Below are 17,282 nucleotides of genomic sequence, written 5' to 3' on the forward strand. Positions count from 1 at the left end.
CATAATTTACAATTATTTAAGCTTATGGAATGCGTTTCAGCTCTTGTGCGATTGCGGTCGCTTCCTGACTCCAGGCGCTGGCCAGAACTTTCACCATTTCATCGTAGCCATCCTGCATCTGTACAACTTCGATATGGAACGGACGCTTGATTAATTGCCCCTGGTGATTAAGCAACCATTCACCGCTGACAATCACTTTGCCATCGTAACGTCCGTGAAAGCCTGTCACCGTCACGTTAAGCGTATCCTGAGTGCTTCCCAACGGCTGAGATGCAACCACCCAGCCAGGAAGTTGCATACTGAGATTTGCGACAAGGGTATTACGCAACTGCTGATCCAGTGGGCTGGCCCAGAGATTGTTATTCGCTATCACATACTTCACGTCGCTGGTCTGGTACACCACACCATTCCCCGCCAGGTAATCAGGTACTGCAACCTGTTCAACCCACAGCAGGCGGTTGCCCTGATTAGCTGAACTTTGTACCCCCCCTTGCGCAATGGGGAGCTGATAATAGCTTTTATTCTCTCCGCTGGAGCTACATGACGTCAGCCAGACCGCCATCATCACCACTAGCCACTTTTTCATTGTTTCGCCCTCTTCGGCTCTGGATCTTTTTTGTCCTTCGCTTCAAACACCAGCGCGTTACTCTTGTCGTTCAGCGTTTTCAGAACCGGCTGCAGTTCACGCAGTACCTGATCAAGACGCTGCATATCTGCCACCATCTTGTTGTAGGCCGCAGAACCCGGCTGGAAGCCCTGCATGCTGCGATTCAGCTCACGCAACGTATTCTGCATATCCGCAGGAAGCTGCTGCATCGACTGGCTGGACGTGATCTTATTCATGTTATCCAGCGTAGTTTGCAGATGCTTCATCGTGCGCTGGCTTTCCGACAGCGTATTGGTTGCCTGCTCAATCATCGGGTTCAGCGGTAGACTATTAATCTTATCCAACGCTTCCATCAGACGCTGCTGAATCTGCGCCAGACCGCCGCTCACTGTCGGAATAATTTGATAACCATTAAACTCGCGTACTCCTGTAATTGGCGGCTCTTTTGGGTAAAAATCGAGATCGACATACAGCGCGCCGGTCACCAGGTTCCCCGTCTTCAATGACCCTCTCAGTCCACGTTTGAGCAACTCAGCAAGATGAGCCCCCACATCGGTGTCTTCACCCAACTGCGCTTTCAGCCGTTCAGGTTCGATACGCACCAGAACGGGAATGCGGTAATCGTTGTTAAATACCTGGCGCATATTTGGCGCAAAGAAAGGCACTTTACTTACGGTACCCAGGCGTATGCCACGGAACTCCAACGGCGCCCCCGGCTGCAGACCACGAATTGAGTCCTTGAAGAACATCAGGTAATCAATGTGATCGGTATACAAGGAGTCCTGAATACTTTTTTGATCGTCATACAGATTAAAAGAGGAGTGCTGTTCAACCGGTTGGCCTTGTTCCAGCCCTTCCGGTACGTCAAAGCTGACTCCGCCGCCAAACAGCGTGGTGAGCGAGCCCATTTCCACTCGCATACCCGCCGAAGTGAGATCGACGGCAATACCGCTGTCCTTCCAGAAACGGACATTACTGGTTACCAGTCGATCGTTTGGCGCATTGATGAAAAGCTGGTAACTGATCGTACGTTTTTGCGCATCAAACGTGCTGGTCTCAACCGAGCCCACGCGATATCCACGGAACAGAACCGGGTCACCCGGACTCAATTGTCCTGCTTTTTTACTGTCCAGGATCACGCGGATCCCTTTTGCATCAGGCGGTGCCAGCGGTGGAGAATCGAGCAATTGGTAATTTTCCAGCTTGCTGCCTTTATTACCGGGTTGCAGCTCAATATATGCCCCGGACAACAGCGTTCCCAGGCCACTGATACCTTCACGCCCCACTTGCGGCTTCACCACCCAAAAGACCGAATCTTTATGCAGCAGCTTTTCCATACCGGAATTGAGGCGTGCTTTAATTTCCACATGGGTCAAATCATCCGTCAGGGTAGCGCTTTCAACCACGCCGACATCCACACTACGGCTTTTAATCGTCGTTTTACCCCCTTCAATACCTTCGGCATTGGTCGTAATCAACGTGACTTCCGGCCCCTGATGGCTGTAGTGGTAAAACAGAACCCATGCGCCAATGAGTGCAGTGACGATCGGAAATATCCACACGGGCGACCAGTTTTTTACCTTCTGCACTTTGGCTTCCCCACTTTTAGATTCCATGCTGTCAGGACTCCTCATGGCCTGGTTCTGGTTCACGGTCCCACGACAGACGTGGATCAAACGTCATCGCAGAAAACATTGTCATAATGACGACTAAAGCAAACATCAAAGCACCCATTGCAGGATAAATGTTCATCAACCCTCCCATACGCACCAGCGCAGAGAGCACCGCAATAACAAAAACGTCGATCATTGACCAGCGACCGACAAATTCCACCACCTCATAAATCAGGTGCATACGTTCGCTGTCGCGTTTGCCATGCCCTTTGGCATCCCAACATAGCCAGGCAATAGCGATCATTTTCAACGTCGGCACCAGAATACTGGCGATAAAGATAACCGCAGCCACAGGATAAGAACCTTCGCTCCAGATTAAAACCACACCCTCAAGGATGGTTGACGGCAGCTTTGACCCGAGCAAATCGGTGATCATAATCGGCAGAATATTGGCGGGAAGATAAAGCATGATCGACGTGAACAGTAATGCCAGTGTCCATTGCAAACTGTTTTTACGACGCACATAGCCTTTCGTTTGACAGCGTGGACACACCCGCTCTTCAGCCGGAAGAATAGCTGTGCAACAGGAGCAGGAACGCAATCCTTGCCGGATACCGGGTACACCTGGCTTTAAGACCTGTTTGATAGCCGGCATCGGCGCAATATCATCCCACAGCCAGCGACGATCAACACACTGGAATGCGCGTAACTGGAGAAGGCAAAAGAAGCACCACGGGATGAAACTACTGCCCACACCGATATCGCCATAGGCCATGAGCTTAACAAAACTGACCAGCACGCCCGCGAGGAAGATTTCCGCCATTCCCCAGCTTTTTAACTGGAACAAGACGCGCGCTAACCGCGCTTTGAGCCGCCCCGGCATCTCAACCCGATTCACCAGCAGTAAAATAGTCAGCAGGCAAAAAGCGGGAACCAGTTGCACGAAGAGCAAAAAGAAAGTGCCGAGACTGGCATAGTCTTCCGAAAAAAGAACACTGGGGATTTCCAGCAACGTCACTTCGCTGCTCACCCCTGCGACATTCATATTCACAAAGGGAAACAGGTTGGACAAAAGCAGCATAAAAAGTGCCGCTAAAACATAGGCGGTGGGACGCTGCCTTGGCGCGTCCCATTCAACAGTTAAGGTAGTGCCACATCGTGGACATGCCGCTTTCTGACCATGCTCAAGGCGAGGAAGCGCCACCAGCATGTCACACTGCGAGCATAAAATATGCTTCGCGGCATGGTGATGTTCGCACATATGTGCTCCTTTAATTATGCGCCATTCTTTAAAGACTCAAGATACTCCCAGCGCTCAAAGGCTTGCTCAAGTTCTTGTTCCGCTTCGTTCAGATTAGCTAATACCTGCTGCGTTTGCTCATGCGGTTGACTGAAAAATGAGGCATCAGCCACCTGAGCTTGTAATGTTTCCAGCTTAGCTTCCAACGATTCCAGCAATGCAGGAAGCTGCTCCAGTTCGCGCTGTAGTTTATAGCTTAGTTTGCTTGTGCCGCGTTTTACAATTTCTGCTTTAGGTGCAACAGTTTCCTCAGTTTTTTTCTCAACGGGTTGTTTTAACGCCACATACTGTGTTTGTTGGCCACGCGCGTCATGATAACCGCCCACATAACGACCAATCTTGCCGCCACCTTCAAAAATCCAGCACTCGGTAACCGTATTGTCAACAAACTGACGGTCGTGACTTACCAGCAATACGGTCCCCTGATAACCGTCAATCAACTCTTCGAGCAGTTCCAGCGTTTCGACGTCGAGATCGTTGGTGGGTTCATCGAGAATCAAGAGGTTGCTGGGTTTCAGGAAAAGACGCGCCAACAGCAGGCGGTTGCGTTCCCCGCCAGACAATGCACGTACTGGCGTCATCGCGCGTTTCGGATGGAACAGGAAGTCCTGAAGATAGCCCAGCACATGGCGCGGCTTGCCGTTCACCATCACCTCTTGCTTACCTTCGGCAAGGTTATCCATCACGGTTTTATCCGGATCCAGTTCAGCACGGTGCTGGTCGAAATAGGCAACTTCCAGCTTCGTCCCGACGTGGATGCGACCACTGTCAGCCTGCAATTGTCCCAGCATCAGTTTAAGCAGCGTCGTTTTGCCGCAGCCGTTAGGTCCAATTAAGGCAATTTTGTCGCTGCGCTGCACCTGCGCGGAGAAATCTTTTACCAGTTGCTTCCCGTCAACCTGGTAATCAACATTCTCCATTTCGAAGACAATCTTGCCTGAGCGGCTCGCCTCTTCAACCTGCATCTTCGCCGTACCCATCACTTCACGACGCTCACCGCGCTCCCGACGCATGGCCTTCAGCGCACGCACACGACCTTCATTGCGGGTACGACGCGCCTTAATACCCTGACGGATCCAGACTTCTTCCTGCGCCAGTTTGCGGTCAAACTCCGCATTCTGTAGCTCTTCTACCCGCAGCGCTTCTTCTTTTTCCAGCAGGTACTGATCGTAATTACCCGGATAGGTCACCAGCTTGCCGCGATCGAGATCGACAATGCGCGTTGCCATATTGCGAATAAACGAACGGTCGTGGGAGATAAAAATGATCGTGCCGTTAAAGGTTTTCAGGAACCCTTCCAGCCAGTCGATGGTTTCAATATCCAGGTGGTTGGTCGGTTCATCCAGCAGCAATATGCGCGGATTGCTGACTAACGCCCGGCCCAGCGCGGCTTTACGCAGCCAGCCGCCGGAAAGCGATGCCAGCTCCATGTCTGGCTCCAGCCCAAGCTGTTCAAGTACTTCGTTGATACGGCTTTCCAGCTGCCACAGATTGTGGTGATCGAGCATTTCCTGAACTCGCGCCATCTCATTGAGGTTTCTGTCGCTGGGATCGGTCATCACCAGACGAGAAATATCGTGATAGCGCTTCAGGTACTCGGCTTGTTCTTCAATGCCTTCCGCAACGAAATCATATACGCTGCCTTCGACATTGCGCGGCGGATCCTGTTGTAGACGAGCAACAACCAGATCCTGCTCATAAATAATACGTCCGTCGTCAAGACCCTGCTCACGGTTCAGGATCTTCATCAGCGTCGATTTGCCCGCACCGTTACGGCCTACCAGACAGACGCGTTCGTTATCCTCGATATGCAATTCTGCATTATCAAGAAGTGGCGCATCGCTGAACGACAGCCATGCACCATGCATACTGATCAATGACATTTATTTTTCCTTTCAGGCTGAGGTAATCAGCCAGCAATTGTGGATCTGACGGTTACGGGCAAAGTCCTGGGAAAGCGTTTTTTGGGTAATTTCTTGTGCTTTCAATCCCAGTTCAGCCAGACCGTCGAGATCCATACGGAATCCACGTTTGTTGTTGGAGAACATAATCGTGCCGTCTTTGCGTAGCAGACGTTTCAGATCTTTCATTAGCGCCAGATGATCGCGCTGCACGTCAAACGAGTCTTCCATACGCTTAGAGTTTGAGAACGTCGGCGGATCAATGAAGATCAGATCAAACTGTTCATTGGCATCACGCAGCCAGCCCAGGCAATCAGCCTGAATTAAGCGGTGTGCACGTCCGCTTAGCCCGTTCAGTCGCAGGTTACGCTCTGCCCATTCCAGATAGGTACGCGACATATCTACCGTTGTAGTGCTGCGCGCGCCACCCAATCCGGCATGTACGCTCGCGCTACCGGTATAGGAGAACAGGTTAAGGAAGTCTTTCCCTTTGCTCATCTGCCCCAACATGCGGCGTGCGATACGGTGATCAAGGAACAGGCCGGTATCCAGATAATCGGTCAGGTTGACCCACAGGCGTGCGTTATACTCGCTCACCTCAATGAACTCTCCCTTCTCGTTCATCTTCTGGTACTGATTCTTCCCTTTCTGACGCTCACGGGTTTTCAGCACCAGTTTGTTCGGCGCAATATCCAGTACCGACAGCGTTGCAGCAATAATATCGAACAGGCGCTGACGTGCTTTCTGCGCATCAACCGTCTTCGGCGGCGCATATTCCTGAACCACAACCCAGTCGCCATAGCGGTCAACCGCAACGTTATATTCCGGCAGATCAGCATCGTACAGGCGATAGCATTCAATCCCTTCCTGACGAGCCCATTTTTCCAACTTCTTAATATTCTTACGCAGGCGGTTGGCATAATCTTCCGCCACTGTTGCAGGTTTACTGTCAGCGGTCGTTTCTGCAACGTGATAGTTTTTCTGTACACAGTCCAGCGGGCCATTTTTCGCTTTAAACTGTTTGTCCGCGCGCAATTGCAGACTGCTGAGCAAATCGGGTGATGCACTGAACAGCGACAGATTCCAGCCGCCAAACTGGTTTTTCATCGTGCGTCCCAGCAGGCTGTGCAGAGCAATCAATGCCGGTTCACTGTCCAGACGCTCGCCGTAGGGTGGGTTGCTGATAACAGTACCGTAAGGTCCTTTCGGCAACGGGTTGCTCAGTTTGGCGACATCTTTGACTTCAAACGTCATCAGATCGGCAATACCGGCACGGCGGGCGTTACTGCGCGCTTTTTCAATCACGCGGGCATCGCTATCTGATCCATAGAAGTGCGAGGTATAGTCCGCCAACCCTTTGCGCGCACGCACCTGTGCTTCAGCTTTCACTTCTTGCCAGACAGTTTCATCATGCTGAGCCCAGCCACTGAACCCCCAGTACCCACGGTGCAGACCAGGCGCGCGATCGGTTGCCCACATTGCGGCTTCAATCAGCAACGTACCGGAACCACACATCGGATCGAGCAGCGGCGTACCCGGCTGCCAGCCTGAACGCATCACAATGGCGGCCGCCAGCGTCTCTTTAATCGGTGCCTGACCCGCACGATCACGATAACCACGCTGATGCAGGCCGTCTCCGCTCAGATCGAGCGCGATGCTGGCAGTATCTTTGTTCAGCCAAACGTTAATGCGCAGATCGGGTGATTCACGATCTACGTTCGGACGAGGCAGGTTTTTACGAGTAAAGGCATCGACAATCGCATCCTTTACTTTCAGTGCACCGTACTGGCTATTACGAATCGTCTCGTTCAGCCCGCTAAAATGCACGGCAAAGGTGGCACCAGGATTAAATATCTCTGTCCAGTCGATTGCCTGAACACCGAGGTACAGATCAAGATCGCTATAGACCTTGCACTCTCCCATCGGCAGGATAATGCGCGAGGCCAGGCGGCTCCACATCAGGCTCTGGTAAACAAGCCGCGTGTCGCCCTTAAAATGGACCCCACCCTGAACGACCTGACACTCCAATGCGCCGAGGTTTTCCAGTTCAGTTTTTAACAGCTCTTCCAGCCCGCGGGCCGTACTGGCAAACAGAGAATTCATAATGTCACTTTTACTCCGAGAAAATTGCTGCGCATTATAGCTAATATGGGCTGTATGTCATAAAGTTGAAGGCTTATTTTCATTCGAGGGGCTGTACAGTGGTCACGTTAACCCGACTTTTTATCCATCCGGTTAAATCAATGCGCGGCATTGGGCTAACGCACGCCCTGGCAGATATCAGCGGCCTTGCCTTTGATCGCATATTTATGATCACTGAACCTGACGGAACGTTCATCACCGCCCGACAGTTCCCGCAAATGGTCCGTTTTACCCCGTCGCCATTCCATGACGGCCTACATCTTACCGCGCCAGACGGCAGCAGTGCGTTAGTGCGCTTTGCCGACTTCTCCACGCAGGATGCACCTACAGAAGTGTGGGGAAACCATTTTACCGCACGGGTCGCACCAGCGGATATCAATCGCTGGATCAGTGGTTTCTTTTCCCGTGATGTGCAGTTACGTTGGGTTGGCCCACAACTGACGCGTCGGGTAAAGCGGCACGATGGCGTACCGTTATCTTTTGCCGATGGTTTTCCCTATCTCCTGACAAACGAGGCCTCTCTGCGCGATCTGCAGCAGCGCTGCCCGGCCAGCATCAAAATGGAACAGTTTCGCCCCAACCTGGTGGTTGTAGGTGCTAGCGCCTGGGAAGAAGATACCTGGAAAGTGATACGCATCGGCGACGTTATCTTTGACGTGGCTAAACCCTGTAGTCGCTGTATTTTCACTACCGTCAGCCCAGAGAAAGGTCAGAAACATCCATCCGGAGAGCCACTGGCAACGCTGCAAACCTTTCGTACAGCGCCAGACAACGGTGATGTCGATTTCGGCCAGAATCTCATCGCCCGTAATAGCGGCGTAATTCGTGTGGGTGATGAAGTAGAAATACTGGCAACCGGACCCGCCCGGCTGTACGGCGCGGCGGAATCTGATGATACCGCTTTGCAACAACAACCCGATGCAACAGTGATGATTGACTGGCAAGGTCAAACGTTTCGCGGAAATAATCAGCAGGTATTGCTGGAACAACTTGAAAACCAGGGGATCCGTGTTCCCTACTCGTGTCGTGCGGGAATTTGTGGATGCTGCCGGATTCGGCTGGTAGAAGGCGAAGTCAACCCACTGAAAAAATCAGCGATTGGCGATGACGGAACGATTCTTTGCTGCAGTTGTGTACCCAAAACGGCAATCAGGCTGGAAAGTTAGACCGCCTGCTCAAGGCTGAAACTGTCGACAATTGCCTGCGGTTTCAGTCTGTCATTCATGATTTTAATCGCATCGCCAAGTTGCATGGTGCGACCGGCAATGACCACGCCCGGCTGTGCAAGCAAACACAGTGCGGCATTTTCACCCGGCTCTACCACTAACAGATTTACCTGTTCTTCAGTATCGCTCAAATAAACACAGGCAGCGTCACCGACCACTGGCGACCAGTTCACGCCGTGCGCAACAAAGTGCCAGCTTTTTGGCATTTGCGGTTTAAGATACCGAATCGCCACCAGCGCATTTAGCACCAGTTCCGCTTTTTGTTCTTTAGCTAAATCCAGGTAACGGCATTTTTCTTCGAAGGAGAAATAAAGCGCAGCGTCATCGACACAAAAACCAGACGGAGAAAATGCATCAGGCGTGAGCATTTTGCGCGCAAAACGCGAGCGGAATAACATGCCGTTGGCTAAATCGAGCATCATTCGATCGTGCTCTTCATCATAATACCAGCGCCAGTTATCGTCGGGTTTAATTCGCATCAGTTTCTCTCCTTTCCTTAATCATCGCCATTACGACACAATCCTTTTGCCGCTTCGTTTATTGCCCTAATAATAAAAGCTCAGAATGTTTAAATAAGCAACAGTAAAGGAATATAAAACAACCAGGGCTAGAAATAAAGCCCTGGTTGTCGAATTAAGGCATAGATCAGATATTGCTGACGATTTCTTTAATCAACGGCGGACCTTTAAAAATAAATCCCGAATAAATCTGCACCAGTGAAGCACCGGCAGCCATTTTTTCCCGTGCGGCAATCACCGAGTCGATCCCGCCAACACCAATAATCGGCAACTGCCCTTTTAATTCCTGAGACAACTGACGAATAATTTCTGTACTTTTTAATTGCAATGGTCGGCCGCTCAAACCACCCATTTGGTCACAATTCTTCATTCCCTGAACAAGGGAGCGATCAAGGGTGGTATTTGTGGCAATAACGCCATCAATATTATGACGAACCAAACTGTCGGCAACCTGGATCAGTTCTTCCACAGAAAGATCCGGCGCGATCTTTACGGCCACCGGAACATATTTATGGTGGATCGCTTGCAGATCGTTTTGCTTATTTTTAATTGCCGTAAGCAGATCATCCAGAGCCTCGCCGTATTGTAGCGTACGCAGCCCCGGAGTATTTGGTGAAGAGATATTAATCGCAATATAACCGGCGTAAGCATAGACTTTTTCCATACAAATCAGATAGTCATCTTTGCCATTCTCTACCGGGGTGTCTTTATTCTTACCAATATTAATCCCCAGAATACCGTCAAAATGCGATTTTTTGACGTTCTCCACCAGGTTATCAACGCCCAGGTTATTAAACCCCATACGGTTGATCAAACCTTCTGCATCAACCAGACGGAACAGACGTGGTTTATCGTTACCCGGCTGCGGACGCGGCGTCACAGTACCGATTTCAATTGAGCCGAATCCCATCGCCCCAAGTGCATCAATGCACTCCCCGTCTTTATCCAGTCCGGCAGCAAGACCGAGCGGGTTTTTAAACGTCAGCCCCATACAGGTAACCGGTTTTGCGGGTACTTTCTGCCGGACAAGCGCTTCAAGCGGCGTGCCGGTAATGCGACGTAATTGCTGGAATGTCAATTCATGAGCGCGCTCAGGATCGAGCTGAAAAAGGGCTTTACGAACGAAGGGGTAGTACATGAACTCTCCTAGATTCCCGGTGTGCAAACCGGGGGCGTATTATGTGCGATCGCGAGCAAAAAGGGAATTGACCTGCGGCAATAAATAGCAATCGTTTTCCTGCCCCTGCGTTTTTATTCGCTTTTCAGCTTTTCTATCCCATTTAAATCATTTCGGGAAACAAAATCTTTCTGCCAGACTGCATGAATTGTTATCAATGTTAAGCAAAATTGAATGATTGGTTATAAACGGAGAGTAGCATTATGCGTGTCATCACACTGGCGGGAAGCCCACGTTTCCCCTCTCGCTCCAGCGCGTTACTGGAATATGCACGAGAAAAACTGAACGGCCAGGAAATCGAGGTTTACCACTGGAATTTGCACAATTTTGCGCCCGAGGATCTGATTTATGCACGTTTTGACAGCCCGGCGTTGAAGGCATTTGTCGAACAACTGCGAGACGCCGACGGACTGATTGTCGCTACACCGATCTACAAAGCCGCATACTCTGGCGCACTGAAAACACTGCTCGATCTACTACCCGAACGGGCACTGGAAGGAAAAGTGGTGTTGCCGCTGGCCACCGGAGGAACCGTTGCGCACTTACTGGCTGTCGATTATGCCCTGAAACCGGTGCTCAGCGCATTAAAGGCCCAGGAGATTCTGCATGGTGTTTTTGCCGATGATTCACAGGTCATTGATTATCAGCATAAACCGCAGTTTACACTCAACCTGCAATTGCGCCTGGATGGTGCGCTTGAGACGTTCTGGCAGGCCCTGCATCGCCACGATGTGCGCCCTCCGCAGCTGAATTCTCTGCGAGGTGCTGCCCATGCTTAACCGGTTTACGTTGTATACGTAAACCGGTTAAGTCGCGTTAACATCACAATGCGGTGAATGATCAGGCTAACGCTTTGGTAATTTTCTCGAACAGATCGCCGGAGAGATTTTCCAGACCTTTCAGCTGTTCCAACGCTGCCCGCATCTTCGCCTGACGTTTTGCATCATAGCGTTTTAGGCGAATCAGCGGCTCAATCAAACGAGATGCCACCTGAGGATTTCGGCTGTTCAGTTCGGTCAACATGTCGACCAGGAACTGATAGCCGCTACCATCTTCTGCATGGAATGCCGCCGGGTTACTGCCAGCAAAGGCACCAATCAGAGAACGAATACGGTTCGGGTTGCTCATACTGAAGGAGCGATGCTTCAACAGGCCACGTACCGTCTCCAGCACGTTATCTGCCGGGCTGGTAGATTGCAGGATAAACCATTTATCCATCACCAGACCGTCATGATGCCATTTGTCGTCGTATTCCTGCATCAGCGCGTCACGACACGGCAACTGTGCTGCGACCGCCGCAGACAGCGCTGCCAGCGCATCAGTCATGTTATTCGCTTCACGGTATTGCTTGCTCACCAGGGCGTCTGCCAGTTGGGTTTCCCCAAAAGCCAGGAAGCGCAGGCAGGCATTGCGCAGCGTACGTTTGCCAATATCGGCATGCTCAACGCGATACTCATCGAGATGATTGGCGTTATAAATAGCCAGGAATTCATCTGCCAGTTCAGCAGCCAGCGTGCGGGTTAACGCTTCACGTACCTCAGCGATCGCCACCGGATCGATAATCTCAAACAGCTCAGCTATCTCGTTGACGGAAGGCAGCGTCAGGATCTCTGCCGCCAGTGCCGGATCGATTTTCTCATCGAGCAGAATCGCACGGAATGCGTCAGCAACGTGTACCGGCAGTGACAGCGGCTGCCCCTGCTGATGTCGGGCAACATTCAGCTTAATATAGGTCGCCAACAGGCTCTGAGCCGCATCCCAACGAGAGAAATCATTGCGGGCATGACGCATCAGGAAGGTCAGTTGCTGGTCGCTCCATTTATATTCCAGTTTCACCGGCGCTGAGAACTCACACAGCAGTGCCGGAACCGGCTGGAAATAAACGTTATCGAAAACAAACGTCTGCTCTGCCTGGGTCACGTTGAGTACGGAATTCACCGGGTGACCGCCTTTTTGTAGCGGGATCACTTTGCCTTCGTTGTCATACAACTCAAGGGCAAAAGGAATATGCAAGGGCTGCTTTTCAGCCTGATCCGGCGTGGCTGGCGTACGCTGGCTGATAGTCAGCGTATATTGTTCCGTTGTCGGATTATAGTCATCACGCACAGTCAGTATCGGCGTACCGGACTGGCTGTACCAGCGGCGGAAATGTGAAAGGTCAACGTTCGACGCATCTTCCATCGCCTGCACGAAATCATCACAGGTCGCGGCGCTACCATCATGACGTTCAAAGTAAAGCTGCATTCCCTTCTGGAAATTCGCCTCCCCCAGTAAGGTATGGATCATACGAATCACTTCAGCGCCCTTTTCGTACACGGTCAGGGTGTAGAAGTTGTTCATTTCAATGACCATATCCGGGCGAATTGGATGCGCCATCGGGCTGGCGTCTTCAGCAAACTGCAAGCCGCGCATGGTACGCACGTTGCTAATACGGTTTACCGCGCGAGAGCCAAGATCAGAGCTAAATTCCTGATCACGGAATACGGTTAACCCTTCTTTCAGGCTTAACTGGAACCAGTCACGACAAGTGACGCGGTTGCCGGTCCAGTTATGAAAATATTCGTGACCGATAACGCGCTCAATATCGAGATAGTCTTTGTCGGTGGCAGTATCGGTACGCGCCAGCACGTATTTGGAGTTAAAGATGTTCAGACCTTTATTCTCCATCGCCCCCATATTAAAGAAGTCCACGGCGACGATCATGTAGATATCGAGGTCATACTCCAGACCAAAACGCTCTTCATCCCATTTCATGGAATTTTTCAGCGACGTCATCGCCCATGGCGCACGGTCCAGGTTGCCGCGGTCTACATATAATTCCAGCGCAACTTCACGCCCGGAGCGGGTCGTAAAGGTATCGCTCAGCACGTCGAAATCACCGGCGACCAGCGCGAACAGATAGCACGGTTTCGGGAATGGATCCTGCCACTGCACCCAGTGGCGACCATTTTCCAGTTCGCCCTGTGCAACACGGTTACCGTTGGAGAGCAGGAATGGATACCGGGTTTTATCGGCAATAATTTTGGTGGTAAAACGCGCCAGCACGTCCGGCCTGTCGAGATACCAGGTAATATGGCGAAACCCTTCCGCTTCGCACTGCGTACAGAGCGCATCGCCGGACTGATACAGCCCTTCCAGTGCGGTGTTAGCTGCTGGGCTAATTTCATTAACGATACGCAGCGTAAAACGTTCCGGCAGGTGGCTGATGACCAGAGCACCCTCTTCTTCTTTATACTCTGTCCACGGTTCATCGTTCACGTGGATTGACACCAGGGTCAGATCTTCACCATTCAGGCGAAGGGGAGCATCAGACGCACCATGACGGACAGCCTGGCTCACTGCGGTGACCACGGTTTTTTCAGCATCCAGGTCAAAGGTCAAGTCAATATCAGTAATCTGGTAATCCGGTGCACGATAGTCGTGACGGTATTTGGCTTGTGGCTGTTGTGTCATAAAAAACCTTTAGCATCTTTTGTAGAGTCTCGGCTTCAGTCTATTCCTGTTGCGTAAATCGCGCTACGCAGAATGTTCATCTTTTCAGGCACAAACACCCTTTTTGCTACATTTCAATAACACGCGGCACGAAATGCACTCGACCAGAAAGACAGCTTATGGTGTGATCGGGGTTCAATAAATCGCTAAACAGGGTATACTCCAGCGGTTTTCTTAGTTGTTTATTGTACTAAACGCTCCCGCGAGAGGATGCTACTGCGCACCTATGACACAATTCGCTTCTCCTGTTCTGCACTCGCTGCTGGATACAGACGCTTATAAGTTGCATATGCAGCAAGCCGTTTTTCACCACTACTATGATGTACAAGTAGCGGCTGAATTTCGTTGCCGTGGCGATGACCTGCTCGGTATTTATGCCGACACTATTCGTGAGCAGGTTAACGCTATGCAGCACCTGCGACTTCAGGAGGACGAGTACCAGTGGCTCTCCGGCCTGCCTTTCTTTAAAGCTGATTACCTCACCTGGTTACGTGATTTCCGCTACAACCCGGAACAGGTTCACGTCACCAATAATAACGGTAAGCTGAACATCCGCTTAACCGGCCCATGGCGTGAAGTCATCATGTGGGAAGTCCCGCTGCTGGCGGTAATTAGCGAACTGGTGCACCGTTACCGTTCGCCAGAATCTGGCGTGCCGCAGGCACTGGCTGAGCTGGAAAACAAGTTAGCAGAATTCACTACATTAACGAAAGATGTCGACATGTCCCGCTTCCATCTGATGGATTTCGGCACGCGTCGTCGTTTTTCACGCGAAGTGCAGCAAGCTATTGTTCAGCGTCTGCAGCAGGAACCGTGGTTTGTTGGCACCAGCAACTACGATCTTGCCCGTCGTCTGTCATTAACGCCGATGGGAACCCAGGCACATGAATGGTTCCAGGCACATCAGCAAATCAGCCCTGAGCTTGCGACCAGCCAGCGCGTTGCCCTGGCCGCCTGGCTGAACGAATATCCCGACCAGCTCGGCATCGCCCTGACCGATTGCATTACTATGGACGCGTTTTTGCGCGACTTTGGCGTTGAGTTTGCAACACGCTATCAGGGTTTGCGCCACGACTCTGGCGATCCGGTTGAATGGGGTGAGAAAGCCATTGCCCATTATGAAAAACTGGGTATTGACCCGCAAAGCAAAACGCTGGTGTTCTCAGATAACCTCGATCTGAATAAAGCGATTGAACTCTATCGCCACTTCTCTTCTCGCGTGCAGCTGAGCTTTGGTATCGGGACACGCCTGACGTGTAATATCCCCCAAGTGAAGCCGCTGAATATCGTTATCAAGCTGGTCGAATGTAACGGTAAGCCGGTAGCCAAGTTGTCAGATAGTCCAGGCAAAACCATTTGCCACGATAAAGCATTTGTTCGTGCGCTGCGTAAAGCCTTCGATCTTCCGCATATTAAAAAAGCCAGCTAGCCTTCCCAGGGAGCCACTTTGGCTCCCTTTTCACGTTTATTTCCGAAATCTTTCACTCCAGCTACGAATTCTGCTTGTCTGATTGCAGATGCCAGGTAACATAGGTATCCCCCCATTACGGGTGGACATGTGTTTATATATCCGACTATTAACAGAGAGAATATTATGAGCGTTGTGCCTGTAGCCGACGTACTCCAGGGCCGCGTAGCCGTTGACAGCGAAGTCACCGTGCGCGGATGGGTGCGTACCCGCCGAGATTCAAAAGCTGGCATCTCCTTCCTCGCCGTTTATGACGGTTCCTGCTTTGATCCTGTACAGGCCGTCATCAATAATTCTCTGCCCAATTACAATCAGGACGTATTACGCCTGACGACGGGGTGTTCGGTTATCGTAACGGGTAAAGTCGTTGCGTCACCAGGACAAGGACAGAGCTTTGAAATTCAGGCAACGGAAGTTGAAGTTACCGGCTGGGTTGAAGATCCTGATACCTATCCCATGGCTGCGAAACGTCACAGTATTGAGTACCTGCGTGAAGTCGCACACATGCGTCCGCGTACCAATATGATTGGTGCGGTTGCGCGAGTACGCCATACGCTGGCGCAAGCGCTGCATCGCTTCTTCCATGAGCAGGGTTTCTTTTGGGTTTCTACCCCACTGATCACCGCTTCCGATACCGAAGGTGCCGGTGAAATGTTCCGCGTGTCAACGCTGGATCTGGAAAACCTGCCACGCAACGATCAGGGTAAAGTCGATTTCGATAAAGACTTCTTTGGTAAAGAAGCCTTCCTCACAGTTTCCGGTCAGTTGAACGGCGAAACCTATGCCTGTGCACTGTCCAAAATTTATACATTTGGACCGACTTTCCGTGCGGAAAATTCCAACACCAGCCGTCACCTGGCAGAGTTTTGGATGCTTGAGCCGGAAGTCGCTTTTGCCGATCTGAACGATGTTGCAGGTCTGGCTGAAGCGATGCTGAAATACGCGTTCAAGGCCGTACTGGAAGAACGTGCGGATGATATGAAGTTCTTCGCCGAACGTGTCGACAAAGATGCGGTATCACGCCTGGAACGTTTCATTGATGCTGACTTTGCACAGGTGGATTACACCGATGCGGTAAGCATTCTGGAAAAATGCGGCAAACAGTTCGAAAACCCGGTTTACTGGGGTGTCGATCTGTCTTCTGAGCATGAACGCTATCTTGCCGAAGAACACTTTAAAGCGCCGGTGGTGGTTAAAAACTATCCGAAAGATATTAAGGCGTTTTATATGCGCCTTAACGACGACGGTAAAACCGTTGCGGCAATGGACGTGCTGGCACCGGGAATCGGTGAAATCATCGGTGGTTCTCAGCGTGAAGAGCGTCTGGACGTGCTGGATGCCCGTATGCTGGAGATGGGTCTGAACAAAGAAGATTACTGGTGGTATCGCGATCTGCGTCGCTACGGTACCGTTCCGCATTCCGGTTTCGGTTTGGGCTTTGAGCGCCTGATTGCTTATGTCACCGGCGTACAGAACGTCCGCGACGTTATTCCGTTCCCGCGTACACCGCGTAACGCCAGCTTCTAACGCTATCGTTTTAACCTTAAAGGCCAGCACTGCTGGCCTTTTTACGTTCACCGCATTGCTGCATTTTTCACCGTAGATAGACCCTCATCCCGCACTAAACTCAACCCGTAAATTCCCTCTTCCTGTTACGTGATGTTTCACTGCAACATTTAAGAACAAAAAATAATCACTATTTTTATTGTGGATTAGCACTTCATGATCAAATAGAGCATTTATTACCCATTCGCACGGCATTCTGGACGTCCAAAATAAGCATTTGTAAAAATGGTTCTTTTAAGCAGGGTAAGATAAAAATGTCGTTAGCAAAATTA

12 protein-coding genes are annotated in these 17,282 nt (G+C 51.1%); 4 read left to right on the forward strand and 8 right to left on the reverse strand.

All coding sequences use genetic code 11. The features are described 5' to 3' along the window. Positions 1-22: 22 nt before the first annotated feature. Genes pqiC through rlmKL form a run of 5 tightly spaced genes read right to left on the reverse strand, consistent with a single transcriptional unit; the run spans position 23 to position 7,524 of the window. On the reverse strand, positions 23-586 hold the full coding sequence (pqiC, locus tag NNO02_RS12010) for a membrane integrity-associated transporter subunit PqiC (RefSeq protein ID WP_271454880.1): 564 nt from the start codon (positions 584-586) through the stop codon (positions 23-25). Beyond that, positions 583-2,223, reverse strand: coding sequence for an intermembrane transport protein PqiB (gene pqiB, locus NNO02_RS12015; RefSeq protein ID WP_137382848.1), 1,641 nt, complete (start codon positions 2,221-2,223; stop codon positions 583-585). The genes pqiC and pqiB overlap by 4 nt, the downstream gene beginning before the upstream one ends. Before the next feature lie 4 nt (positions 2,224-2,227). Then, positions 2,228-3,481: a membrane integrity-associated transporter subunit PqiA gene (gene pqiA / locus NNO02_RS12020; RefSeq protein ID WP_271454881.1), complete on the reverse strand. Its 1,254-nt coding sequence runs from the start codon at positions 3,479-3,481 to the stop codon at positions 2,228-2,230. A gap of 14 nt (positions 3,482-3,495) precedes the next feature. Beyond that, on the reverse strand, positions 3,496-5,403 hold the full coding sequence (locus NNO02_RS12025) for an ABC transporter ATP-binding protein (RefSeq protein ID WP_271454882.1): 1,908 nt from the start codon (positions 5,401-5,403) through the stop codon (positions 3,496-3,498). Positions 5,404-5,415: 12 nt separating this feature from the next. Then, on the reverse strand, positions 5,416-7,524 hold the full coding sequence (gene rlmKL, locus NNO02_RS12030) for a bifunctional 23S rRNA (guanine(2069)-N(7))-methyltransferase RlmK/23S rRNA (guanine(2445)-N(2))-methyltransferase RlmL (protein ID WP_271442108.1): 2,109 nt from the start codon (positions 7,522-7,524) through the stop codon (positions 5,416-5,418). Between the two features lie 98 nt (positions 7,525-7,622). On the opposite strand from rlmKL, the gene NNO02_RS12035 reads away from it, so the two are divergent. Then, a complete protein-coding gene (locus tag NNO02_RS12035; RefSeq protein ID WP_271449330.1) occupies positions 7,623-8,729 on the forward strand; it encodes a YcbX family protein in 1,107 nt (368 codons plus the stop codon). Here NNO02_RS12035 and zapC read toward each other — a convergent pair. Then, positions 8,726-9,268, reverse strand: coding sequence for a cell division protein ZapC (gene zapC / locus NNO02_RS12040; protein WP_137382843.1), 543 nt, complete (start codon positions 9,266-9,268; stop codon positions 8,726-8,728). The two genes, NNO02_RS12035 and zapC, sit on opposite strands and share 4 nt — an antisense overlap. Before the next feature lie 166 nt (positions 9,269-9,434). After that, on the reverse strand, positions 9,435-10,445 hold the full coding sequence (gene pyrD, locus NNO02_RS12045; protein ID WP_101742829.1) for a quinone-dependent dihydroorotate dehydrogenase: 1,011 nt from the start codon (positions 10,443-10,445) through the stop codon (positions 9,435-9,437). 242 nt (positions 10,446-10,687) lie between these two features. On the opposite strand from pyrD, the gene ssuE reads away from it, so the two are divergent. Further along, positions 10,688-11,263: an NADPH-dependent FMN reductase gene (ssuE, locus tag NNO02_RS12050; RefSeq protein WP_271454883.1), complete on the forward strand. Its 576-nt coding sequence runs from the start codon at positions 10,688-10,690 to the stop codon at positions 11,261-11,263. A gap of 61 nt (positions 11,264-11,324) precedes the next feature. On the opposite strand, the gene pepN is transcribed toward ssuE, so the two are convergent. Continuing rightward, entirely contained in the window at positions 11,325-13,937 is a 2,613-nt protein-coding gene (gene pepN, locus NNO02_RS12055) for an aminopeptidase N (protein ID WP_271454884.1), read from the reverse strand. A gap of 265 nt (positions 13,938-14,202) precedes the next feature. Between pepN and pncB the strand changes: the two genes are divergently transcribed. Continuing rightward, positions 14,203-15,405, forward strand: coding sequence for a nicotinate phosphoribosyltransferase (pncB, locus tag NNO02_RS12060; protein ID WP_271454885.1), 1,203 nt, complete (start codon positions 14,203-14,205; stop codon positions 15,403-15,405). Positions 15,406-15,570: 165 nt separating this feature from the next. Further along, positions 15,571-16,971 (forward strand): asparagine--tRNA ligase, encoded by a 1,401-nt coding sequence (gene asnS, locus NNO02_RS12065; protein WP_202039013.1) that lies wholly within the window; start codon positions 15,571-15,573, stop codon positions 16,969-16,971. The last annotated feature ends 311 nt before the right edge of the window (positions 16,972-17,282 follow it).

The organism is Citrobacter sp. Awk 2 (assembly GCF_028069815.1).
Taxonomy (GTDB): domain Bacteria; phylum Pseudomonadota; class Gammaproteobacteria; order Enterobacterales; family Enterobacteriaceae; genus Citrobacter.